Below are 23,396 nucleotides of genomic sequence, written 5' to 3' on the forward strand. Positions count from 1 at the left end.
AGCATTCATTCGACTGTCAATGGTCGGATCGCGCACAAGGTTAATCGAGCGTCGACTTTGTCACGTTCTATGCTTCAAAGAGAAATCTTTTGTTGCATAGCCATGAACGCCCTTCCTGAAGTGCCCGCCGCCCCCGCCCTGGCCGGCACGCGCCGTCAATTCGTCGCCGGTCTGGCGCTGGCCGGCGCCGGCCTGCCGCTCGCCGTGCGCGCGACCGACCCCCTGGTGGTCGCCCAGGTGGCGCCCTTCAGCGGCCCGCAGGCCATCACGGGCCGCGCCGTGCATGCGGGGGCCAAGCTGCATTTCGAGGCCGTGAACGCGCGCGGCGGCATCAAGGGTCGGCCCATCAAGTTCGTGACGCGGGCTCTCCGGAATAACTTGTGGAACAGGTGACCATGCAGTATCCTCCTGAGTCGGATTTTCGTGTGGAAAGGAAACCAAGTGAAACTGCATCCTAAGACCGCCGCCCTTGTGGACCGGTTCGCCGCAGCTCTGAAGGAAAAACTCGCCGCCGCAGAGGAGAAGTACGGCTACTCCGACGGGTGGGCGACTGACGACTGGATGGGCGAGTGTCGCAAGGAACTGCGGAAGCACGTTGCAAAAGGGGACCCACTGGATGTGGCGGCCTACTGCGCATTCCTGTGGCATCACGGCGAGGCGACCACCGGCCCATGTCCGCACGCAGACTACTGCAACGAGACGGGCTCCTGCGCGAACGGATGCGATGACCGGATGCCTCGGCTGACGGACCAAGATGTGGCCGACTGCTTGGGTCGGTCGTTCGATGCGGCGGGGAATATCCTGCCCAGCACCTTCGCACGCGAGGTTCTCCGGGCGGCTCAAGTCTTGGTCCGAGAGAAGTGAATTGACTGCCTTTTTCTTCATCTGCGCAGCCCTGTACTGCGCGTGGTTCATCCTGAGGTTCCTGCTATGAACGAGAATTACGAGGGCGCGCTGGCCAAGATTGACGCTGCAAGGAACCGGGCCCGGCAGACGATGGCGAAGCATGGCAAAGAGGAGGTGTGCAACCCGCCAATGGGCATCGACACGCCCCAGAGGCCGGCGCTGCCGGCTTGGCAGGACGTGTTGGGCGCTGCCGAGCAGCTCGTCCGGCAGAAGCCCGCCTTCCCCAAGTACATCAAGGGCACGGTCTTGGAGAACGATGTGCCGGTGTGGATTGCCACCTTCACCCAGCAAATGCTGGTGCGCGAGCTGTCTCGCATCCGGGCTGTCATCGCTTCCGACCGCTGTGACGGTGATACCGACTACGCAGCGGGAGCCAACGCCGCCCGAGCCAAGTACCTCGCCGCCATTGACAAGCGGTGACCCCATCCACACGACAATCCGGGGATGACGGACATCCTCGACCTGAAGGGCTGGACGGTGCTGGGTCGCACCGAGGAGGACGGGGCGGACGTGCTGGAGGCGGAGTACCCGCTGCCCATGCCTACCGCCTGCCCAAAGTGCGGCACCCTCGACTGCATCTACCGGCACGGCACCAAAGCTACTACTTACGTCGACATTCCGATGCGCGGGAAGCCGGCCAAGCTGCGGGCGAAGGTCCAGCGATACCGGTGCACCTCCTGCAAGGAGACCTTCCTGCAGCCGCTGGGCGGCATCTTGGAGGGCCGGCGCATGACGGAGCGCTGCGCCACCTACATCAAGGCCCACAGCCTGCGGGACACCTTCACCCGCATCGCGGAGAACGTGGGGTGCGACGACAAGACGGTCCGGACGCTGGGGGCGGAGTACATGGCCGAACTGGAGGCCAGCCACCGGCCGGAGATGCCAGACTGGCTGGGCATCGACGAGACCCAAATCGACGGGAAGATGCGCTGCGTCCTGACGGACATCGGGGAGCGCCGCATCCTCGACATGCTGCCGGACCGGGACAAGGCGACCTTGGCGGGGTGGCTGCACCGGTTCAAGGACCGGCACTGGGTCAAGGGCGTGGCCATCGACATGTGGCGGCCGTACCGGGACGTGTCGCACCAGATGTTCCCTGGCCGACCGGTGGTCATCGACAAGTTCCACGTCGTCCGCATGGCGAACTACTGCATGGAGCGGGTCCGCATCCGGCTCCAGAAGCAGCGCAAGGCTGGCGAGCGGCGCCTGTGGCTCCAGTCCAAGGCGATGCTGAACATGCGGTACGCCAAGCTGGCCGAGAAGGGCCGGTTCAATCTGGACATGTGGCTGGCCAACGAGCCCGAGCTGGCCGCCGCCTACGGGCTGAAAGAGGCGTTCTACAACATCTACGACCTGCCCAAGGCGCAGGCCGTGGCGGCCTTCGACGCCTTTCCGGGGCCCATCCCAGCCAGCCTGAAGGCGGACTTCAAGACTCTCACGACCGCCATGAAGAACTGGCGGACGGAGAATTAGGCGCACTTCGACCACCCCATCACCAACGCCTACACCGAGGCGCTGAACGGGGTCGCCAAGACCATCAACCGGCAGGGCCGGGGGTACACCTTCGAGGTGCTGCGCGCCCGTCTCCTGTACGGCAAGGGGCCGCTGGAGCCGTGGCGGCTGGCGACCGTCTACCCTGCCAACCCCACCCAGTTGCAGCTCCTGAAGCGGGAACAGGGCAACCGGTGCCAGAGCTGCGGCTGCGAGCTGGGACGGACCAAGGACGACAAGGCGAACGTGGTCGTTCTGGTGCGCGGCAACACCCGCCGGCAGCAGCTCATTTGCGGGCTGTGCAACGTCGGTTTCCACACGGAGGCACTCAATCACCGGAAGCCTCCTTCAACACAGAAATCCGGATAGCCGTGACGCGCGACGATGCCCAGAAGGCCGAAGAGACGGTCAAGCTGGTGCGCGAGGTGATCAGCGCCGAATCGCCGCTGGCCCTGCTGGGCACCGTGGGCACGGCCAATCTGGAAGCGCTGGCCAAGGACGGCGTGCTCGTGCAGCAGCGCGTGGCCATGGTCGGCGCCGTGTCCGGCGCGAGCAGCATCGCGCGCGCACCGGGCATGCATGTGGTGAAGGCCAGTTACCACGACGAGGTGGCGCGCCTGTTCCGCAACCTGTCCACGCTGGGCATGAAGCGGGTCGGCCTGGTGAACCAGGACGACGGCCTGGGCCAGGACGTGCTGGCCGGCGCCGAAGCCGCGGCCCGTCAGTACGGCATCGAACTGGTGGCCAACACCACCTATGCCCGCAACACGGTGGCGGTGGATGCGGCCGTGGCCCAGATGCTCAAGGCGCAGCCGCAGGTGGTGTTCCTGGGCGCGACCACGGCGGCGGGCATCGAGTTCGTCAAGAAGTACCGCGCCGCGGGCGGCATGGGCAGCCAGCTCTACGGCATGTCGATCATCGACACCGACGCATTGCGCAAGGCGCTGGGCGACGACGGGGCGCGCGGCTATGCCTTCTCGGTGGTGCTGCCCTTGCCGCAGGACCAGGGTCGCGCCGTGGTGCGTGACTACCTGGCCCTGCGCAGCGCTTCCAAGGATCCGGACCTGTCGGCGCGTTCGATCGAGGGCTTCGTGGCGGCCCGGGCGCTGACGCAGGTGCTGGAGGGCGTGAGCAACCCGACTTCGGTCAACGTGGCCAGCGCACTGGGCAATGCGCGTGCCGTGGACGTGGGCGGCTATGTGCTCGACTTCGGCAACCGCGAGCAGACGGCCTCGCGCTACGTCGATTTCGCCATGTTCGGGACGGGCGGGCGGATCATCCAGTAAGCGCTGCGGTTCGCCAGCGTTGGCGACTGCGATGGCTTTGGAGGAGGGCGCGCCCTGCCCGTGGCGGGTTCGGGCGCAGCCGGCGCGAGGGTGGCGCCCCGCGCAGGGCGGCCCCGGGCGGGCGGCGCGGGCTCTTACAGGGACGGTCGGCGCTGCGCGCCGACTTCGCTGCGATGCGCGCGCGGCCGGCGGCATCGCGAACTCACTTCGCGCCGCTGCGCGGCGCTGCGTTCAGACAGGCGCGATGAGTCAGATCACGAAGCCCGCGCGACTTCGCGCGGGCCCGCCGGCCGCGCTGTGCTTCTCGCCGCCCCTGAAGTCGCCCGCGCCGCCCGCCCGGGGCCGCCATGCGCCTGCACGTCGGTGGCTCACGAGCCGGCCCAGGCACGCTCTTGCCTCACTGGTCGTGGCGCGACGCAGGTCAAGGCCCCTGGGCCGGGGGCGGGGCGCGCCTGTGAAGCGCCGAGGAGCACAGCGAAGCCGGCCGCGCGCCTGCCGAAGGACAGGCGCGCTTCGTGAACTGACTGGCGGCAGCTGTTCGAGCGAAGCGGTGCGAAGCAGCGCGCAGCGAGTTCTGCCGCGGGCCGGCTTCGCGCGCACCGCAGGGCAGTCGGCGCGCAGCGCCGACCGCTTCGCTTGAAGCGCCCGGCTCCGGTCCAGGGGCCTTGGCCGGGCCATGCCGACCGCGCTGCTCGCCGCTCGCCACAGGCCAGGGCGAAGGCCAGGCCATCCTCCCGAAGCCGTTCCCCCTCCAGCCCTGGAAGGCGCTGGCACCGCGTCCACGTCCCCTCCTTCATCCGCGCCCTACGGGTTAGCACGGGTGACACCCGCCGTCGTTCGTCTACAGATTTCCAATCTGTTATAACAAATATCGCTTGCAGGCTCAGCAGGCGAGCGACCGGAGACCCGCCATGCAGATCCAGCGACGTCACGTTCTCAGTGCAGGGGCCGCTGCAGCCGTGCTCGGTGCCGCCGGCATGCGCCCGCTGCGCGCACAGTCCGGCCCCGTGCGCATCGGCCTCATCGTTCCGATGAGCGGCATCGGCGCCGAAGCCGGCGCCGCCTGGCACGCGGGCGCGCGCATCGCGGTGGCGCAGTGGAACGAGAAGGGCGGCGTGCTCAAGCGCCCGATCGAACTGGTGGTGCGCGACGACAAGTTCACCAGTGCCGGCGCCGTGGCCGCGGCGCGCGAACTGGCCGGCAGCGGCGTCAACCTGCTGATCGGCGGCGCGCAGTCGCCCATGGCGCTGGCCACCGCGCCGCTGCTGCCCGAGCTCAAGGCCGCGATGGTCGCCCCCTGCCCCACGGTCATGTCGCTCACGCACGAGGGCTTCCAGAAGAACTTCTTTCGCCTGTCGTGGAACGCCTACATCGCGTTCGCCGGCATCGGCACCATGCTCACGGGGCGCTTCAAGGAGGTGAAGACCTGGTCGTGCATCGTGCCCGACAGCGAGAACGGCCGCGACATGGCGCGCTTCTTCGCGCTGGGCGTGAAGCGCGCGGCCGAGAAGGAGGGGCGCCAGGTCATGGTGCTGCCGCCGGTGTTCACCAGCCTCAACAAGGCCGACTACCGCGTCGAGATCAACAGCCTGATGAACGCGCAGTCGGAAGGGCTGTTCGTGGGCCTCACGGCCGCACCCTGCATCAGCCTGCTGCAGCAGGGCCGCTCCGTGGGCCTGGACCGCAAGTTCAAGGTGATCGGCGATGCGGGCACCGAGCTGATGATCGCCAAGGCGATGCAGAAGTCCACGCCGGCCAACCTGTGGAGCATCAGCTACTGGGTGCCCGGCACCGCGGCCGCGGCGCGCAACCCGCTGAGCGCGCCGCTCTACGACGCCTACGTCAAGCTCACCCACGACCGGCTGCCGCCCAGCATCGTCAACAGCAGCCACCGCTGCGCGCTGGCGCTCTTCCATGCCATCGAAAAAGCGCAGGACACCGGCACCGACGCCGTGATCGCGGCGCTCGAGGGCCTGGACTTCGACTGCGCCACCGGCAGGTACCACATCCGCAAGGAAGACCACCAGGGCCTGGGCGAGGCCTACGTGGCGCACGTGGGCGTGCGCGATGCCGCACCGGGCTTCGGCATCGTCGACGCGATTGCCTACAACGAGGCCGACGTGGCCGAGCCCCCCACGCCCGGCCAGCCGCTGAACGTTTGAGAACCCCGAAGGAGCACGCATGTCCATCCAGAGACGACAGATTCTTCAGGCCGCGGGCGCAGCCGCCGTGCTGGGCAGCGGCGGCGCGCGCTTTTCCGCGCACGCGCAGGGCGGGCCGGTGCGCATCGGCGCCATGCTGCCCATGAGCGGCATCGGTGCCGAGGCCGGTGCCAACTGGCTGGCCGGCATCAAGGCTGCGCAGATGCAGTGGAACGACGCGGGCGGCCTGCTCGGCCGCCCCATCGAGATCGTGGTGCGCGACGACAAGTTCACCAGCGCCGGGGCCGTGGCCGCCGTGCGCGAACTCGCGGGCGAGGGCGTGAAGCTGTCGGTGGGCGCCGGCCAGTCGCCGATGGCGCTGGCCATCGCGCCCATCCTGGGCGAGCTCGACGCCGTGGTGGCCGCGCCGGCCCCCACCGTCATGTCGGTCACGCACGAGAACTTCAGCCGCAACTTCTTCCGCGTCGCCTCCAACGCCTACATGCTCTTCGGCGGCATCGGCAACATGCTGGCCACGAAGTTCGCCGACGTGGGCAGCTGGGCCATGATCCTGCCCGACAGCGAGAACGGGCGCGACATGGCGCGCTACTTCGAACACGGCGTCAGGCGCGCCGCCAAGGCCACGGGCAAGGCGCCCAAGGTGCTGGAGCCGGTCTATGCCTCGCTCAACAAGGCGGACTACCGCGTCGAGATCAACCGCCTGATGAACTCGGGCGCGGAAGGCCTGTTCGTCGGGCTGACGGCGGCGCCGGCCGTGAGCCTGCTGCAGCAGGGCCGCTCGGTCGGCTTGGACCGCAAGTTCAAGGTCATCGGCGAAGCCGGCACCGAACTGATGATCGCCAAGGCGATGCAGAAGTCCACGCCTTCGAACCTGTGGGGCGTGAGCTTCTGGGCGCCCGAGCTGGAGCCCTTCAAGAGCCAGTACCCGCAGAGCGCCAAGCTGCGCGAATACATCGTCAAGGTGACGGGCACGCCGCACGTGCCGGGCATCGTGCAGGCCTCGCACCGCTCGGCCCTGGCGCTGTTCAACGCAGTGAAGAAGGCGGGCTCCACGGAGACGGCGGCCGTCATCGCGGCGCTGGAGGGGCTGGCGTTCGACACCGCCGCCGGCCCCTACCGCATCCGCAAGGAAGACCACCAGGGCATTGGCTTCGCCTATTTCGCCAAGATCGGCGCGCGCGATGCGGCGCCCGGCTACGGGCTGGAAGAGGTGATCCGCATGGACGAATCGGAGATCGTCGAGCCGGCCACCCCGGGCAGGAAGTTCGAGGCATGACCCACGAAATCCTGTTCGCCTTCTTCAATGCCGCGGCCTTCGGCATGGCGATCTTCCTGGTCGCGGCTGGCCTCACGCTGATCTTCGGCCTGCTGCGCCTGCTCAACATGGCGCAGGGCGGCTTCTTCATGATCGGGGCCTACGTGGCCTACTCGGTGATGGGACGCGACGTCAGTTCGCTGGGCATGTTCCTGTTCGCCGTGCTGGTGGGCGGGGTCGTGGTCGCGCTGCTGGGCCTGGTCACCGACCGGCTCGTGCTGCGACGCCTGCGGCACGTGGATCCGCACTACGTGCTGATCGCCACCTTCGCGCTGATGATGGTGTGTACCGGGGTCACCAAGCTGATCTGGGGCGTGGACTTCTTCTCGGTCAATCCGCCGCCGGGCCTGGACCAGCCGATGAACCCCTTCGGGCTGTTCTTTTCGGCCTACCAGCTGTTCGTGATCGGCATCGGCGTGCTGCTGTACCTGCTGCTGGAGGTGGCCATCCACCGGCTGTGGTTCGGCAAGCTCATGCAGGCGCTGGCGGCCGACCCGTGGATGTCGGGCGTGCTGGGCATCAACGTGTCCTTCGGCATCGCGCTCAGCGTGATGGCGAGCTTCCTGCTCGCGGGGCTGGCGGGCGGCCTGCTGCTGCCCAACCAGAGCCTGTCCACGGGCCTGGGCGATTCCTACCTCATGTACGCCTTCTTCGCCGTCATCATCGGCGGGCTGGGCAACATCCGCGGCGCCTTCATCGGCTCGCTGGTGCTGGGGCTGGTGCACAGCCTGAACACCGTGCTGCTGCCTTCGGTGCCGGGCCTGGCCATCTACGTGGTGCTGGCCATCTTCCTGCTGTTCAAGCCCACCGGCCTGTTCCCCGCCGTGGGCACGCAGACCGAAGGCGCGCACGAAAGCCATGGCGGCGGCACGCTGCACCGGCCCGTGCTGTCGCGCGGCGTGTGGCAGGCGCTGGGCACGGCCGGGGTGCTCGTGCTGGCCACGCTGCCGCTGTGGATCTCGGCCGGGCCGCTGTACGTGGTGGGCACGGTGCTGATCCAGGTGGTGTTCGCGCTGTCGTGGAACATGCTGTTCGGCTACACGGGCCTGGTGTCCTTCGGCCATGCGGGCTTCTTCGCCATCGGCGCCTACCTCACGGCGCTGGCGCTGCGCCATGTGGCGGGCGTGCCCTTCCTGGGCGTGATCGCGGCGTCGGCCGTGTTCGGCGCGCTGGCGGCCTGGGGCATCGGCGCGCTCGCGCTGCGGCGCATGAGCGGCGTGTTCCTGGCCGTGCTCACCGTGGCGCTGGCCGAGGCGCTGCGGCTCATCATCAGCTTCAGCTCTTTCCTCGGGCGCGAGGACGGCATCACCGACATTCCGCGCCCGGCCTTGAACCTGGGCCTCGTGCGCTTCGACCTGGGCAGCTCCGAGGCCTACTACTGGTTCCTGCTGGCCAGCTGCGTGCTCATCACCGGCGGCATGTGGTGGCTGCTGCACAGCCGCTTCGGCCGCACGCTGCAGACCATCCGGCAGGACCAGGAGCGCGCCGCCTTCATGGGCACGCCCGTGGCCGGCTACCGGCTGGCGGCCTTCGTGATCTCGGGCGCGGTCGCGGCGGTGGCCGGATCGCTCTACGCGCCCTGGGCGCGCATCGTGACGATCGAGGAAGTGCACTGGCTGGCCTCGGCGCAGCCGATGCTCAACACGCTGCTGGGCGGGGTCAGCTCCTTCTGGGGGCCGGTGGTCGGTGCGGGGCTGTTCGCCGCCATCACCTACGCCACCCGCACGCTGGTGGGCCTGACCGAGCTGATCGTGGGCAGCGGCCTGCTGATCATCATCCTGCTGGCGCCGAACGGGGCCGTGGGTTTGTGGCGCGGGCTGGAGGCACGCCTGTTCGGCGGCCGGACGCCGCCCACGCCGCGCACGGACGCCGAGGCGCCGCCTGCCCGCGTGCCCGCCGCGTCCGAACTCGAGACCGGAGGTGCGCGATGAGCGAAGCGCTGCTGCAAGTGCAGGACGTGCGCAAGAACTACGGCCCCATCGAGGTGCTGCACGGCGTGAGCCTGTCGGTGGCCCAAGGCGAAGTGTTCGCCATCATCGGCCCCAACGGCGCGGGCAAGACCACCATGTTCCGCGTCATGACCGGCGAAGTGGGCAGCAACGGCGGCAGCATCCGCTTCAACGGTGAGGACGTGACGCACCTGCCCGCGCACGAGCGCGTGCGGCGCGGCTTCGGCCGCACCTTCCAGGTCGCGCGCGTGTTCCATGACTTCACGGTGCTGGACAACGTGATCGTCGCCATCGAGGCGCGCCGGCGCCACACGAAGGAGCCGCTGGGTTCGTGGCGCCGCTGCGCCCCCAGCGAGGACGTGCGCGCCGAGGCGCTGGCCCTGCTGGCCGACCTCAAGCTCGACCTGCAGGCCGGGCAGGGCGCGCGCTTCCTGTCGCATGGCGACAAGAAGCGGCTGGAATTCGCGATCGCGCTGGCGGGCCGGCCCAGCATGCTGATGCTGGACGAGCCCACCGCCGGCATGTCGCCCAGCGACCGCGCCGACATCGCGAAGCTGGTGGCACGTATCCAGCGCGAGCGCGGCATCACCGTGGTGATGACCGAGCACGACATGGACGTGGTCTTCGGCCTGGCCCACCGCATCATGGTCATGAACTATGGCGAGGTGGTGGCCACCGGCACCGTGGACGAGGTGCGCGCCCATCCCAAGGTGCGCGAGGTGTACCTGGGCAAGGAGATGATCGGTGCTTGAAGTCCGCGACCTCGACGCCTTCTACGGCGACAGCCACATTCTTTTCAACCTGCGGCTGGCGGTGGGTGCCGGCCAGCGCGTGGCACTGCTCGGGCGCAACGGGGCCGGCAAGTCGACGCTGCTCAAAAGCGTGATGAACGCCGGCCCGCGCGTGCGCGGCACGGTGCGCTTCGACGGGCAGGACATCGGCGCGCTCGCACCGCACCGCCGCACGCGGCTGGGCCTGTCGCTGGTGCCCGAGGACCGGCGCATCTTCACCCACCTGACGGTGGCCGAGAACATCGCCATGGCGCGCTACGGCGCGAGCGCGCAGCGCCCGGCCGTGCCGGTGGCCGACATCCTCGAACGCTTCCCCATGTTGGCACCGCTGCAGCAGCGCTACGGCGGCCAGCTCAGCGGCGGCCAGCAGCAGCTGCTGGCCGTGGCGCGCGCGATGGCCGCCAACCCCAGCCTGCTGCTGCTCGACGAGCCCACCGAGGGCCTGGCGCCCATCATCGTCGAAGAGATGGCGCATGACGTGGTGCGCACCTGCACCGAGCGCAACGTGGCGCTGCTGCTGTGCGAACAGAACATCTGGTTCGCGCGCCGCTGCACCCAGTACGTCTACGTGATCGACACCGGCCGCATCGTCTTCGAGGGCGACTGGGCGCAGTTCGACGCGAACCCCCAGATCCAGCAGCGCTACCTGGCGCTGTGAGCCTGTCCTCTCTCTCCTTTTTCGCTTCCCGACCGAACCATGGACCTGCAGTACACCCCTGAACAGACCCAGCTGCGCGAAAGCGTCGAGCGCTTCGTGCGCGAGGCCTACGACTTTGCCCACCGCCGCAAGCTGGTGACCAGCCCCCTCGGCCACGACGAGGGCTGCTGGCGCCAGTACGCCGATTTCGGCTGGCTGGCCATTCCCTTCAGCGAGGAGGAGGGCGGCATCGGCGGCGACGCGACCGACACCGGCATCGTGATGGAAGGGGTCGGTCGCGGCCTGCTGCTGGAGCCCTACCTGGCCAGCGTGGTGCTGGGCGGCGGCATGCTCAGCGCGCTGGGCAGCGCGGCGCAGAAGGCCGAATGGCTGCAGCCCATGATGGGCGGCGAGCGCAAGCTGGCGCTGGCCTACGCCGAAGCGGGCTCGCGCTACGAGATCACGCATTGCGAGACCTCGGCGCGGCGCGACGGGGAAGGCTACGTGATCGACGGCACGAAAACGCTGGTCTACGGGGGCGCCGTGGCCGACCAGTTCGTGGTCGTCGCGCGCACCGCGGGGCGTGCGGATGACCGCGACGGCCTCACGGCCTTCGTGGTCGACGCGGACACGCCGGGCCTCACGCTCACACCCTATGCCACGCATGACGGTCAGCGCGCCGCCGATGTCACGCTGGCGAAGGTGCGCGTGAACGCGGCGCGCCGCCTGGGCGCGGAGGGCGCGGCCGGCGAAGCGCTGGAGCGGGTGATCGACCAGGGCATCGCGGCCCTCGCGTCGGAAGCCGTGGGCGCGATGGCGGTGCTGGTCGACAGCACGCTGGATTACCTCAAGACCCGCCAGCAGTTCGGCCGCCCCATCGGCACCAACCAGGCGCTGCAGCACCGCATGGTCGACATGTACATCGCGCTGGACGAGGCCCGCTCGATGGCGCTGTACGGCGCGCTCATGCTGCGCGAGGGCGACGCCGCGGCGCGGCGCAAGGCGCTGTCGGCCACCAAGATCGAGATCGACCGCACGGCCAAGCGCGTCGGGCAGGAGGCGGTCCAGATGCACGGTGCCATGGGCGTGACCGAGGAGCTCGCTGTGGGCCACTACTTCAAGCGCCTGTCGATGATCGCCACCACCTTCGGCGACAGCGACTGGCACGTCGAGCGCTACATGGCGAGCTGAGCCCCACGATGGACCTGACGCTCTCCCCCGCCGAGCAGGCCTTCGAGGCTGAGGTGCGCGCCTTCATCGGCGAGCACCTGCCGGCCGACATCCGCGAGAAGGTGCGGCTGGACCGCTTCCTGGACCGCGAGGACTTCATGCGCTGGCAGCAGATCCTCGGCCGCCAGGGCTGGTTCACCGGCGCCTGGCCGCGCGAACACGGCGGCCAGGCCTGGTCGGCCATGCAGACGATCATCTTCAACCGCGTGGCCGGCGAGATGCACTGCCCCGAACTGCAGGTCTTCGGCCCGGCGATGGTCGGCCCGGTGATCTACACCTTCGGCACCGAGGCGCAGAAGGCGAAGCACCTGCCGGCGATCCGCGATTCGTCGGTGTGGTGGTGCCAGGGGTACTCGGAGCCCGGCGCGGGTTCCGACCTGGCCTCGCTCAAGACCCAGGCCGACGACCACGGCGAGCACTTCGTCGTCAACGGCCAGAAGATCTGGACCTCGTACGCGCACTTCGCCGACTGGATGTTCTGCCTGGTGCGCACCGGCCGCGAGGGCCGCAAGCAGGAGGGCATCTCCTTCCTGCTGATCGACATGAAGACCCCGGGCGTGACGGTGCAGCCGATCCGCATGCTCGATGGCCGGCACTACCTGAACGCGGTGTTCTTCGACGACGTGAAGGTGCCGCGCGAGAACCTCATCGGCGAGGCCGGCCGCGGCTGGACCTACGCCAAGTTCCTGCTCGAGCACGAACGCGTCGAGAACGCCAACCTGCGCTTCATCACGCAGGAGCTGCAGAAGCTGCGCCGCGTGGCCGGCGAGGTGCGATCCGGCGGGCGACGCCTGATCGACGCCCCCGCCTTCGCGGCCGAGCTGGCGGGCGTGGAGGTGCAGTTCAAGGCGCTGGAGATCGGCCTCCTGCGAATGCTGTCGGACATGCACGCGGGCGCGCCGGCCGGGCCGGGCAAGTCCTCCTTCATCAAGATCCGCGGCACCGAGATCGCGCAGCGCATCACCGAGCTGCTGGTGCAGGCCGCCGGCCCCGACGGGCAGCGCTACCAGCCCGGCCCGCTGCTGGGCCTGAACGAGGACCCGCTGGTCGGGCCCGAGCATGCGCTCGGCCCGGTGCCGAGCTACCAGTTCTGCCGCGCCATGACCATCTACGGCGGCAGCACCGAGGTGCAGAAGAACATCATGGCCAAGCACGCGCTGGGCCTGTAGACACGACCATGAGCACGCCCGAGATCGACTACCCCTTCGGCGAGCAGCCGCTGCACGAGTACCTGCGCGAGCACGCGCGGCGCCAGCCCGGCAAGGCCGCGCTCGTCTGGTACGGCCGCGAGATCAGCTATGCCGAGCTCGACCGCCTGAGCGACGCCTTCGCGCAGACCCTGCACCGCATCGGCGTGGGCAAGGGCGACCGCGTGGCGCTCTTTTTGCAGAACTGCCCGCAGTACCTCATCGCCCACTTTGGCATCCAGAAGCTGGGCGCGATCGTGAGCCCGTGCAGCCCGATGTTCAAGGCCCACGAGTTCGCCTACCAGGTCGGCGACCTGGGCGCCAAGGCGATCGTCGCGGCCGACCACCTGGTGCCGATCGTGCTGTCGGTGCGCGACAAGGTGGACGTCTCGCATGTCTACAGCGTGCGCTACAGCGACTTCCTGCCGCAGGACCCGCCGATCCGCGTGCCCGAGGAGGTGGCGGCGCGCCGCCCGGTGCCCGAAGGCACGGTCGACTTTGCCGAGGCCGTGGCCGACCCGGCGCCGAATCCGCCGCGGCCCGAGCTGTCGATGGACGACGTCGCCCTGATGACCTACACCTCGGGCACCACCGGCATGCCCAAGGGCGCGATGCTCAGCTACCGCAATGCGCTGTACAAGACGGCGGTCGGGGCGCAGATGTTCCGCATCCGCAACGACGACACCATGCTGGCCGTCGCACCGGTCTATCACATCGCCGGGATGATCTGCGGCGTCACGCTGCTGGCCTTCACGGGCGCGACCATCGTGCTGCTCAACCGCCTGGACGCGCTGGCCGCGCTGCAGTCCATCGAGCGCTTCCGCGTCACCTGGTGGTACGCCATGGCGCCGATGCTGGTGGCGGCCATGAATGAGCCCGGGGCGGACCGCTTCGACCTGTCGAGCCTGCACACCACCATGGGCACCAGCTTCGGCATCAAGCTGACCGAGGAACTGGCGAGGAAATGGAGCGCCTTTGCCAACGGCTGCCTGGTGTACGAGGCGGGCTACGGCCTGTCGGAGACGCACACCAACGACGTGCTGATGCCGCGCGACGCGGTGCGCTGGGGCACCAACGGCGTGCCCGGGCCGGGCGTGGAGCTCAAGATCGTCGGAGAAGACGGCGAACCGCTGCCGGTGGGCCAGACGGGCCAGATCGTGGTGCGCAGCGCCGGCGTGTTCCACGGCTACTGGAACCGGCCCGAGGCCACGGCCGAGGTGCTCAAGGACGGCTGGGTGCACACCGGCGACATCGGCAAGCTGGACGAGGACGGCTACCTCACCTTCATCGGGCGTGTGAAGGAGATGATCAAGGTCTCGGGCTTCAGCGTGTTCCCGGAAGAGGTGGAGGCCATCCTCATCCTGCATCCCGCGGTGCGCCAGGTGGCCGTGATCGGCGTGCCCGACGAAGGCAAGGGCGAAGTCATAAAGGCCTTCGTGGTGCCGAAGGACGGCGATCTCGCGGCCTTCGACCGCGAAGGCCTGATCGCCTGGGCCAAGGAGAACATGTCGCACTACAAGGTGCCGCGCCAGCTCGAACTGCGGGAAGCGCTGCCCGCCACCGGCACCGGCAAGGTGCTGCGGCGGCTGCTCAAGGGCTAGGCGGTAGGGCGGGGCTCAGCGCAGGAAGGCGTCGTAGCCGGTCTTGCAGATCAGCGCGCCGACCACCACGATGAACACCCCGCGCACGAAGCCCGCGCCATGCTTGAGCGCCACGCGCGCGCCCAGCAGGCTGCCGGCGACGTTGGCGATGGCCATCACCACCGCGTAGTGCCACCACACATGGCCCTTGAGCCCGAAGAGCACGAGCGCGCCCAGGTTGGTCATCACATTGAGCACCTTGGCCGAGGCCGAGGCGTTCAGGAAGTCGTAGCCCAGCCAGCGCACGAGCAGGAAGATGAAGAAGCTGCCGGTGCCCGGGCCGAAGAAGCCGTCGTAGATGCCGATCAGCAGCCCGATGGTGCAGGCCACCGCCAGTTCGGCCCGGCCCGTGAAGCGCGGCGCATGGTGGCGGCCCAGTTCCTTCTTGGCCAGCGTGTAGAGCAGCAGCGCCAGCAGGATGAAGGGCAGCAGCTTGCGCAGGAAGTCGGCCGAGACCAGCGTGACTGCCCAGGCGCCGATGAAGGAGCCGGCGAAGGCCACGCCCGCGGCCGGCAGCAGGGCCCGCCAGGGCAGCCGCACGCGGCGCGAGAATTGCGCCGCCGCCACCGCGGTGCCCCAGACGCCGGCGCTCTTGTTGGTGCCCAGCAGCGTGGCGGCCGGCGCGTTCGAAAAGACCGAGAACAGCACAGGCGTGAGGATCAGGCCCCCGCCGCCCACGATCGAATCGATAAAACCCGCCAGCAGCGAGGCGCCAGCCACCCAGATCCACTCCATGGGGTGGATTCTCCCACCGCGCCGAAGGGGGGCCGGCTGCGGGCGCCCGGCAGGGAAGATGCCCCAGAAATGGGCATGAAATGGGCAAGAAAAAAGCGCCGACCAGCGGCGCTTTGAGGAACATGGGGCATCTCGTGCGCGGATGCCTTGTGGTTTGTTCTGATTTTTGTGCGGGTTGTCTCCTCGGACCCTCGCATGCGACGGCGGTCCGTCAGCGAGTGGCGCGACTCTAAATGCTGCACCGCAGCGGTGCATCGGGGATTACCCGCTGCGCTGCGGAGGCACCGATCGTTCACTTTTGCGACCAAATGTAAGCGGCTGGCACGGTTGATGCGGGGAGGCGGGCTTCCATCGCCCTTGCGTCTTCGCCATGTCCCTTGTCGCCAACTCCTCCCTGCCTGCGGCCGACACCGCATGGACCCTGACCGCCACCGCGCTCGTGCTGCTGATGACGCTGCCGGGCGTGGCCTTGTTCTACGCCGGCATGGTGCGACGCAAGAACGTGCTGGACACCATGGCCTGCGTGCTCGGCGTTGCCGCCGTGGTGTCGCTGGTCTGGTTCGCGCTGGGCTATTCGCTGGCCTTCGGGGCCGGCTCGCGCTGGATCGGCAGCCTCGACCGCGCCTGGTTCGCCGGCCTGGACTACCTGCTGGAGGCCAAACAGGTGGCCGTGAGCCATGTGGCGCCGCACCTGCCGGAATCGGTGTACGCCATGTTCCAGCTCAGCTTCGCCGTCATCACGGCGGCGCTGGTGGTCGGCGCCTTCGTGGAGCGCATGCGCTTCTCGGCCGTGCTCTGGTTCGCCGCGCTGTGGTGCCTGGCCGTGTACGCGCCCATCGCGCACTGGGTCTGGGAACCGGGCGGCTGGTTGGCGCAGATGGGCGCGCTGGACTTCGCGGGCGGCGCCGTGGTGCACGTGAATGCCGGCATCGCGGGACTGGTGTGCGCTTACGTCCTGGGCCCGCGCCAGGGCTATGGCAAGGAGCCCTTCGAGCCCTACAGCCTGGCCTTCACCGCGGTGGGGGCCTGCCTGCTCTGGGTGGGCTGGTTCGGCTTCAACGCCGGCTCGGCCCTGGCGGCCGACGGCCGTGCGGGCCTGGCGATGGCCGTCACGCACATCGCCGCGGCGGCCGGTGCGCTCGGCTGGATGGTGGCCGAATGGATGGTGCGCCGCCGCCCCTCGCTGCTGGGCCTGTGCTCGGGCCTGGTGGGCGGGCTGGTCGCCATCACCCCGGCGGCCGGCTTCGTGCGCCCCGGCTCGGCGGCGCTGATCGGCCTGGTGGCGGGCGTGGCCTGCTACTGGGGCGCCACCGCGCTCAAGCGCTGGCTCCGGGCCGACGACTCGCTGGACGTGTTCGGCGTGCACGGCGTGGGCGGCCTCGTCGGCTCGCTGCTGACCGGGCTGCTGGCCGACCCGCGCGTGGGCGGCGTCAGCGGCGACGTGCCCACGCAGCTGCTGGCCGTCGCGGCCGTGGCCGCCTACAGCGCGGTGGCTACGCTGCTGGTGCTGGGCGTGGTGCGAGTGCTGGTCGGGCTGCGCGTGGAGCCCGAGGTGGAACAAGCGGGCCTCGATCTTGCTGAGCACCGGGAGCGACTGGGCCACTGATGACGGCAGAGGTGGCTCCGGCGCCAACGCAAGGAGTCAGCAGCCATGACCGAGAGCGAACGTGTGGCCATCGCCGCTCGCCTGCACGTCGCCCTGCGACGCAAGACGGGCCGCGTGACCGACACCGAATGGATGGCGGTGGACGTGCCCTACGCCACCGAAATGGTGCGCTTTGCACGCGCCCATGCGGCCGAGACGCAGGACACCGACCTGGCCGAGATCGCGCTGCGGCTGGAGGAAGCCATGGCGCCGCTGGCCGCTGAAGCCCGTGTGCGCGCGGCCACCGAGGCCCGCATGGCCGCCGGCACGGCCACTGCGCCGCAGCGCACGCTGGCGCGCTACATCGGCGGGCTGCGCTAGCCGCCTGGGGCGCCCCGCGAGTGCGCCACTGCGCCACCGCGCCATCGCGCCGCCTTCGCGCTGCGTCCGCGCGGGTTCGCGGGCATGGCGCGCCTCGAGCGCCGCAATTTTTCTCCCAACCTCAACCCCACGCGCGGCCGTGGGGCGTATCAGGCAGCAGGAGCGGGCGGTGGTGCCGGCTTCGTGACCGGTGCCACGCCGATACAGGAGGTTCTTCATGCGTTCTTCGTTCCGTCTTTCCCGCCGCGCGTGCGCGGCCCGGCCCCCCACGCCTGCGTGGGCCTTGCTGAGCGCTGTGGTCCTGCTGACCGCTTGCAGCCAGAACCCGCCTTCGGCCAGCGACGCGGCGCGCGCGCCGGCTGCGCCCTCGGCAAGCGGGGCGGTGGCGGCCGTTCCACCCGTGCTCGCCGCCCCCGCGGCCCCGCCCGCACCGGCGGCCCTGGGCGGGGCGGCGGGCATGGCGCCCCGGCTGCAGGAGCGCGCGGCGCTCAGCGCTGCCGCCCAGCGCAAGCTGGCCGCACCTTCCGCCGTGGCGCCCATGCCCCTGCCTCGGCCGATGCCGGACCGAGCCTTGCCCGCCGAGGCGCGCGACCGCTACCAGGCCCTCGAAGACAACCCGGTCCAGCGCACGGCGCAGGAGGCCGTCTCCACCCTGAGCCTGGACGTGGACACCGCCGCCTACGCGCAGGTCCGACGCTGGCTGAACCAGGGCCGCCTGCCGCCGCGCGACGCGGTGCGCGTGGAAGAGCTGGTCAACTACTTCCGCTACGAAGGCGGCCCGCCCGCGGCCGGCCACCCCTTCGCCGTGCAGGCCGAGGTGGCGGCCGCGCCCTGGAACCCGGACAACCTCGTGCTGCGCATCGGCGTGAAGGCCGTCGACCGCGCCATGTCCAGCGCGCCGCCGGCCAACCTGGTGTTCCTGGTCGACGTGTCGGGCTCCATGGCCTCGGCCGACAAGCTGCCGCTGGTGCAAGCCAGCCTGCGCCAACTGGTGCAGCAGCTGCGCCCGCAGGACAAGGTGAGCCTCGTCACCTACTCGGGGCGCACGCAGCTGGAACTGCCGCCCACCTCGGGCGCCGACAAGGCGGTGATCGAGGCCGCCATCGCGCGGCTGCAGGCCAGCGGCGGCACGGCGGGCGGCCAGGCCATCCAGCTGGCTTATGCGCAGGCGCGCGCCGGCTTCATCGCGGGCGGCATCAACCGCATCCTGCTGGCCACCGACGGCGACTTCAACATCGGCATCACCGACCCGCGCCAGCTCAAGGACCTGGTCGCGCGCGAGCGCCGCAGCGGCGTCTCGCTGACCACGCTGGGCTTCGGCCAGGGCAACTTCAACGACGCGCTGATGGACCAGCTGGCCGCCGTGGGCAACGGCAACTACAGCTACATCGACTCGCTGGCCGAGGCGCAGAAGGTGCTGGGCGACGAGCTGGCCGCCACCTTCCAGACCGTGGCCGGCGACGTGAAGCTGCAGGTGGAGTTCAACCCCGGCACCGTGGCCGAATGGCGCCTGATCGGCTACGAGAACCGCCTGCTGGCCGAGGCCGACTTCCGCAACGACGCCGTGGACGCGGTGGAGATCGGCGCCGGCAAGAGCGTGACGGCGCTCTACGAGTTGACGCCCGTGGGCAAGCCGACCCTGACGGACGCGCGCCGCTATGCCGCCGCCGCGCCGGCCGCTGCCGCGCATGGCCACGAATGGGGCCAGGTCAAGATCCGCTACAAGCAGCCGGGCGCCAGCCGCAGCGTGGAGCTGAGCCAGGTCGTGCCACGCACCGTGAGCGCCCAGCCCGGCGCCGACTGGAAGTTCGCGACCGCGGTGGCGGGCTTCGGCCAGTTGCTGCGCGGCGGCACGCACACGGGCCAATGGACCTATGCCGACGCCCGCACGCTGGCGCAGCAGGGCCTGGGCACGGATGCGAACGGCCTGCGCCGCGACTTCGTGAAGCTGATCGATCTGGCGCAATCGCTGGCGCCGAAGGCGGCCGGTAGCGACGCGCCGGTCAAGGTCGGGGGCGAGTGAGCCGGGGCCTCCCTCAGTCTGTCGACGCGACCCGTGCGCCGGCGGGCTCGCGCAGCAACGCCATTGCCGCGATGTCGTGGTACACGCCGTCCACCAGGCAGGCCCGGCGCTTGATGCCCTCGTGTTCGAAGCCCAGCCGCTCGTAGAGCCGCGCGGCGCGCGTGTTGTCGGTGCGCACGCTCAGTTCGATGCGCGAAAGGCCGCGCGCCCAGGCGGCATCGATTGCGGACTGCATCAGCCGCCCGCCCAGGCCCTGGCCGCGCGCTTCGGGCAGCAACCCGATGCCGAGCACGCCGATGTGCACGCGCGTGTCGCCGAACAGGCTGCAGATGTCGCACCAGCCCAGGATCTGCGTGCCGCGCACGAGCACCTCGAGCGGCAGGCCCTCGTCGAGCAGGCCCTGGTAGAAGGCGACCGAGCGTTCCAGCGGCGGTGCGGTGAAGATGGCGAGGTAGCGGCGCTCGCGCGCGACCGCGTCGAGCGCCGCGTGCAGCGCCGGAAAGTCGGCGGGCGTGGCCGTGCGGAGGGTGAAGCCGGCGGGCAGCGGGTCGGTGGGCATGGGGCGTGTCGAAGAGGGCCAGCGAAGCCGCCAGCTTAGCCGCAGGGCGTGCGGGGCAGACGCCCCGCGAGGCTCAGGTCTGGGCCTCGGCCCGCAGCCAGCCGGCCGCCTTCTCCGCGATCATGAGCGTCGGGCTGTTGGTGTTGCCGCTGGTGATCGTCGGCATCACGCTCGCGTCCACCACGCGCAGGCCCGCGATGCGTCCGCCGCGGCCGTCGCGCACGCGCAGGCGCGCATCGAGCACGGCGGTCGGGTCGTCATCCGCCCCCATCTTGGCCGTGCCCACGGGATGGAAGATGGTGGTCGCGATGTCGCCGGCCAGCCGCGCCAGGTCTTCGTCGCTCTGGTACTGCACGCCGGGCTTCCATTCCTGCGGCTGGTACTTCGCGAGTGCAGGCTGGGCCGCGATGCGGCGCGTGACGCGCAGCGAATCGGCCGCCACCTGCCGGTCCTCGTCGGTGCTCAGGTAGCGGGGCGCGATGGCCGGGGCGTCCTCGAAGCGCGGGCTGCGGATGTTCACCGTGCCGCGGCTCGTGGGGTTGAGGTTGCACACGCTGGCCGTGAAGGCCGGAAAGCTGTGCAGCGGCTCGCCGAAGGCATCCAGCGACAGCGGCTGCACGTGGTATTCGAGGTTGGGCCATTCATGGGCCGGCGAGCTGCGCGTGAACGCGCCCAGCTGCGAGGGCGCCATGCTCATGGGCCCGCTGCGCTTGAGCAGGTATTCGAGCCCGATCCTGGCCTTGCCCACCATCGACGAGGCCAGCACGTTGAGCGTGGGCGCGCCGTTGATCTTGTAGACGGCGCGGATCTGCAGGTGGTCCTGCAGGTTGGCGCCCACGCCCGGCAGGTCGGCCACGGGCGTGATGCCCTGGGCGCGCAGCAACTCGGCCGGTCCGATGCCCGACAGCTGCAGGATCTGCGGCGTGCCGATGGCGCCGGCGCTCAGCACCACCTCGCGCGTGGCCTGGGCCTGCACCATCTCGTGGCCGTCCCACACCTGCACGCCCGTGCAGCGCTGCGAGCCGTCGGCCTGCGTCTCGAACAGCAGGCGCGCCACCTGCGCCGAGGTCCACATCTCGAAGTTCGGACGGCCGTAGCAGGTAGGCCGCAGGAAGGCCTTGGCCGTGTTCCAGCGCCAGCCGGCCTTCTGGTTGACCTGGAAGTACCCCACGCCTTCGTTGCTGCCGCGGTTGAAGTCGGTGGAATGCGGAATGCCGGCCTCCTGCGCCGCCTGCGCGAAGGCGTCCAGGATGTCCCAGCGCAGGCGCTGCTTTTCCACGCGCCATTCGCCGCCGTGGCCATGGAAGCGCGCGAAGTCGGGGTCGCGCCGGGCCGCCTCCACCGCATCGCCGAGGTAGTGGTCCTCGTGCTTCATGAAGGCCGGCAGCACCTCGTTCCAGCGCCAGGTGTCGTCGCCGGTCAGCTGCGCCCACTGCTCGTAATCGCGCGACTGGCCGCGCATGTAGATCATGCCGTTGATGCTGGAGCAGCCGCCCAGCGTCTTGCCGCGCGGGTAGCGCAGCACGCGGCCGTTCAGGCCCGTATCGGGCTCGGTCTGGTAGAGCCAGTCGGTGCGCGGATTGCCGATGCAGTACAGGTAGCCGACCGGGATGTGGATCCAGTGGTAGTCGTCCTTGCGCCCGGCCTCGATGAGCAGCACACGCAGCTTCCTGTCTGCTGAGAGGCGGTTGGCCATCAGCGCGCCGGCCGTGCCGCCGCCGATGACGATGTAGTCGAAGGTCGTGTTGTCACTCACTGGCTGTGTCTCCGTGCTTCTGCTTCTTGAGCGCCGCAGTCTCGCACTGCCGCGCGGCACGCGCTGTCCGGGAGGCGCGAAGGCATCCCAGAAACGACTGCGCGGACCGAAGTCCGCGCAGGTGGGGGGCGTTTACTTCGCCGTCGGCATCACGAACTCGGCGCCCTTGCCGATGCTCTCGGGCCAGCGCTGCATGATGGACTTCTGCTTGGTGTAGAAGCGCACGCCTTCCTCGCCGTAAGCGTGCATGTCGCCGAACAGGCTGCGCTTCCAGCCGCCGAAGCCGTGCCAGGCCATGGGCACCGGGATCGGCACGTTGATGCCGACCATGCCCACCTGGATGCGGCGGCTGAATTCGCGCGCCACGTTGCCGTCGCGCGTGAAGCAGGCCACGCCGTTGCCGAACTCGTGGGCGTTGATCAGGTCGACCGCTTCCTTCAGGTCCTTCACGCGCACGCAGCCCAGCACGGGGCCGAAGATTTCCTCCTTGTAGATGCGCATCTCGGGCGTCACGTGGTCGAACAGCGTGCCGCCGAGCCAGAAGCCATCGTCGCAACCCTGGCCGGCTTCTGCGCCCTTGAAGCCGCGGCCGTCGACCAGCAGCTTCGCGCCTTCCTGCTCGCCCAGCGCGATGTAGCCGCTGATGCGTTCGTGCGCGGCGCGCGTGACGATGGGACCCATCTCGGCCGCCAGGTTCTCGCCATCCAGCACCTTGAGCGTCTTCGTGCGCTCGATCAGCTTGGGCAGCAGCTTGTCGGCCACGTCGCCCACCAGCACGGCCACGCTGATGGCCATGCAGCGCTCGCCGGCCGAGCCGTAGCCGGCGCCGATCAGCGCGTCCACCGCCTGGTCGATGTCGGCGTCGGGCATCACGACCATGTGGTTCTTGGCGCCGCCCAGAGCCTGCACGCGCTTGCCGTGGCGCGCGCCCGTTTCGTAGATGTAGTTGGCGATCGGCGTGGAGCCCACGAAGCTGATGGCCTTGACGTCCGGATGTTCCAGCAGCGCGTCGACGGCCACCTTGTCGCCCTGCACGACGTTGAACACGCCGTCGGGCAGGCCGGCTTCCTTCAGCAGCTCGGCGATGCGCAACGAGGGGCTCGGGTCGGTCGGGCTGGGCTTGAGCACGAAGGTGTTGCCGGCGGCGATGGCGACCGGGAACATCCACATCGGCACCATCACCGGGAAGTTGAAGGGCGTGATGCCCGCCACCACGCCCAGCGGCTGGCGCAGCGTCCAGTTGTCGATGCCGGTGGAGACCTGCTCGGTGTAGTCGCCCTTGAGCAGCTGCGGAATGCCGCAGGCGAATTCGACGATGTCGATGCCGCGCGTGACTTCGCCCTGCGCGTCGGTGAACACCTTGCCGTGCTCGGCGGTGATCAGGTGGGCCAGCTCGTCGCGGTGCTGGTTCAGCAGCTCGAGGAACTTGAACATCACGCGGGCGCGGCGGATCGGCGGCGTGTCGGCCCAGGCTGGGAAGGCGGCCTGCGCCGCGGCGACGGCGGCGGCGACCTGGTCGGCGCCGGCCAGGCCCACGCGGCCGGTCACCTTGCCGGTGGCGGGGTTGGTCACGTCCTGTGTGCGGCCGGAGCTGTTGGCCACGGCCTGGCCGTGGATGTAGTGGTCGATGGCTTGGGGCATGTCGGTCCTGCGTGTCAAGAAGAGGAGGGAAGCGCGATCGTGCCAACCGCCGGCGGCGGGGTGGGCAGGATCCGCGTGCCGGGCCAGTTTAGGCAGCGTGCCCTGCCCTGCCTAGCCGCCTG

At 69.7% G+C, this 23,396-nt stretch carries 19 protein-coding genes and 1 pseudogene; 16 read left to right on the plus strand and 4 right to left on the minus strand.

Annotated features, from left to right (window positions below; genetic code table 11):
- Positions 1-102: 102 nt before the first annotated feature.
- The 13 genes and pseudogenes from LG388_RS25390 to LG388_RS25450 all read left to right on the plus strand — a co-directional run bounded on the left by LG388_RS25390 (position 103) and on the right by LG388_RS25450 (position 14,555).
- Positions 103-393 carry an ABC transporter substrate-binding protein gene (locus LG388_RS25390; protein ID WP_225785350.1) on the plus strand — a complete coding sequence of 97 codons (291 nt, stop codon included), beginning with the start codon at positions 103-105 and terminating at the stop codon, positions 391-393.
- Positions 394-441: 48 nt separating this feature from the next.
- Positions 442-864 (plus strand): hypothetical protein, encoded by a 423-nt coding sequence (locus LG388_RS25395; protein WP_003060859.1) that lies wholly within the window; start codon positions 442-444, stop codon positions 862-864.
- A gap of 66 nt (positions 865-930) precedes the next feature.
- Complete coding sequence (locus LG388_RS25400) at positions 931-1,326, plus strand: hypothetical protein (protein WP_225785351.1); 396 nt, start codon at positions 931-933, stop codon at positions 1,324-1,326.
- Between the two features lie 24 nt (positions 1,327-1,350).
- A pseudogene (locus tag LG388_RS25405) lies at positions 1,351-2,766 on the plus strand (ISL3 family transposase).
- Positions 2,767-2,768: 2 nt separating this feature from the next.
- The gene (locus LG388_RS25410; protein ID WP_225785352.1) at positions 2,769-3,683 is read left to right on the plus strand and encodes an ABC transporter substrate-binding protein; all 915 of its coding nucleotides are present in this window, start codon (positions 2,769-2,771) and stop codon (positions 3,681-3,683) included.
- A 911-nt stretch (positions 3,684-4,594) separates the two neighbouring features.
- Entirely contained in the window at positions 4,595-5,845 is a 1,251-nt protein-coding gene (locus LG388_RS25415; protein ID WP_225785353.1) for an ABC transporter substrate-binding protein, read from the plus strand.
- Positions 5,846-5,864: 19 nt separating this feature from the next.
- Positions 5,865-7,121: an ABC transporter substrate-binding protein gene (locus LG388_RS25420; protein ID WP_225785354.1), complete on the plus strand. Its 1,257-nt coding sequence runs from the start codon at positions 5,865-5,867 to the stop codon at positions 7,119-7,121.
- Positions 7,118-9,091 (plus strand): ABC transporter permease, encoded by a 1,974-nt coding sequence (locus tag LG388_RS25425; RefSeq protein WP_225785355.1) that lies wholly within the window; start codon positions 7,118-7,120, stop codon positions 9,089-9,091. Before LG388_RS25420 ends, LG388_RS25425 begins: the two co-directional genes overlap by 4 nt.
- Positions 9,088-9,861, plus strand: a complete 774-nt coding sequence (locus tag LG388_RS25430) for an ABC transporter ATP-binding protein (RefSeq protein WP_225785356.1) — start codon at positions 9,088-9,090, stop codon at positions 9,859-9,861. Before LG388_RS25425 ends, LG388_RS25430 begins: the two co-directional genes overlap by 4 nt.
- Positions 9,854-10,558, plus strand: coding sequence for an ABC transporter ATP-binding protein (locus LG388_RS25435; protein ID WP_225785357.1), 705 nt, complete (start codon positions 9,854-9,856; stop codon positions 10,556-10,558). Before LG388_RS25430 ends, LG388_RS25435 begins: the two co-directional genes overlap by 8 nt.
- A 39-nt stretch (positions 10,559-10,597) precedes the next feature.
- The gene (locus LG388_RS25440) at positions 10,598-11,728 is read left to right on the plus strand and encodes an acyl-CoA dehydrogenase family protein (RefSeq protein WP_225785358.1); all 1,131 of its coding nucleotides are present in this window, start codon (positions 10,598-10,600) and stop codon (positions 11,726-11,728) included.
- A gap of 8 nt (positions 11,729-11,736) precedes the next feature.
- Positions 11,737-12,936: an acyl-CoA dehydrogenase family protein gene (locus tag LG388_RS25445; protein ID WP_225785359.1), complete on the plus strand. Its 1,200-nt coding sequence runs from the start codon at positions 11,737-11,739 to the stop codon at positions 12,934-12,936.
- 8 nt (positions 12,937-12,944) lie between these two features.
- The gene (locus tag LG388_RS25450; RefSeq protein ID WP_225785360.1) at positions 12,945-14,555 is read left to right on the plus strand and encodes an AMP-binding protein; all 1,611 of its coding nucleotides are present in this window, start codon (positions 12,945-12,947) and stop codon (positions 14,553-14,555) included.
- 15 nt (positions 14,556-14,570) lie between these two features.
- On the opposite strand, the gene LG388_RS25455 is transcribed toward LG388_RS25450, so the two are convergent.
- On the minus strand, positions 14,571-15,329 hold the full coding sequence (locus tag LG388_RS25455; RefSeq protein WP_225785361.1) for a TSUP family transporter: 759 nt from the start codon (positions 15,327-15,329) through the stop codon (positions 14,571-14,573).
- Between the two features lie 370 nt (positions 15,330-15,699).
- On the opposite strand from LG388_RS25455, the gene LG388_RS25460 reads away from it, so the two are divergent.
- From LG388_RS25460 to LG388_RS25470, 3 genes are all read left to right on the plus strand, one after another.
- Complete coding sequence (locus LG388_RS25460) at positions 15,700-16,935, plus strand: ammonium transporter (RefSeq protein WP_225785362.1); 1,236 nt, start codon at positions 15,700-15,702, stop codon at positions 16,933-16,935.
- A gap of 45 nt (positions 16,936-16,980) precedes the next feature.
- A complete protein-coding gene (locus tag LG388_RS25465) occupies positions 16,981-17,295 on the plus strand; it encodes a hypothetical protein (protein WP_225785363.1) in 315 nt (104 codons plus the stop codon).
- Positions 17,296-17,578: 283 nt separating this feature from the next.
- Entirely contained in the window at positions 17,579-19,318 is a 1,740-nt protein-coding gene (locus LG388_RS25470; protein WP_225785364.1) for a VWA domain-containing protein, read from the plus strand.
- Positions 19,319-19,331: 13 nt separating this feature from the next.
- Here LG388_RS25470 and LG388_RS25475 read toward each other — a convergent pair whose 3' ends face one another.
- From LG388_RS25475 to LG388_RS25485, 3 genes are all read right to left on the minus strand, one after another.
- On the minus strand, positions 19,332-19,877 hold the full coding sequence (locus tag LG388_RS25475; RefSeq protein ID WP_225785365.1) for a GNAT family N-acetyltransferase: 546 nt from the start codon (positions 19,875-19,877) through the stop codon (positions 19,332-19,334).
- Between the two features lie 73 nt (positions 19,878-19,950).
- The gene (locus LG388_RS25480; RefSeq protein WP_370630247.1) at positions 19,951-21,573 is read right to left on the minus strand and encodes a GMC family oxidoreductase; all 1,623 of its coding nucleotides are present in this window, start codon (positions 21,571-21,573) and stop codon (positions 19,951-19,953) included.
- A 192-nt stretch (positions 21,574-21,765) separates the two neighbouring features.
- On the minus strand, positions 21,766-23,274 hold the full coding sequence (locus tag LG388_RS25485; protein ID WP_225785367.1) for a CoA-acylating methylmalonate-semialdehyde dehydrogenase: 1,509 nt from the start codon (positions 23,272-23,274) through the stop codon (positions 21,766-21,768).
- Between the last annotated feature and the right edge of the window lie 122 nt (positions 23,275-23,396).

This window comes from Xenophilus sp. Marseille-Q4582 (assembly GCF_916700565.1).
Classification (GTDB): domain Bacteria; phylum Pseudomonadota; class Gammaproteobacteria; order Burkholderiales; family Burkholderiaceae_C; genus Xenophilus.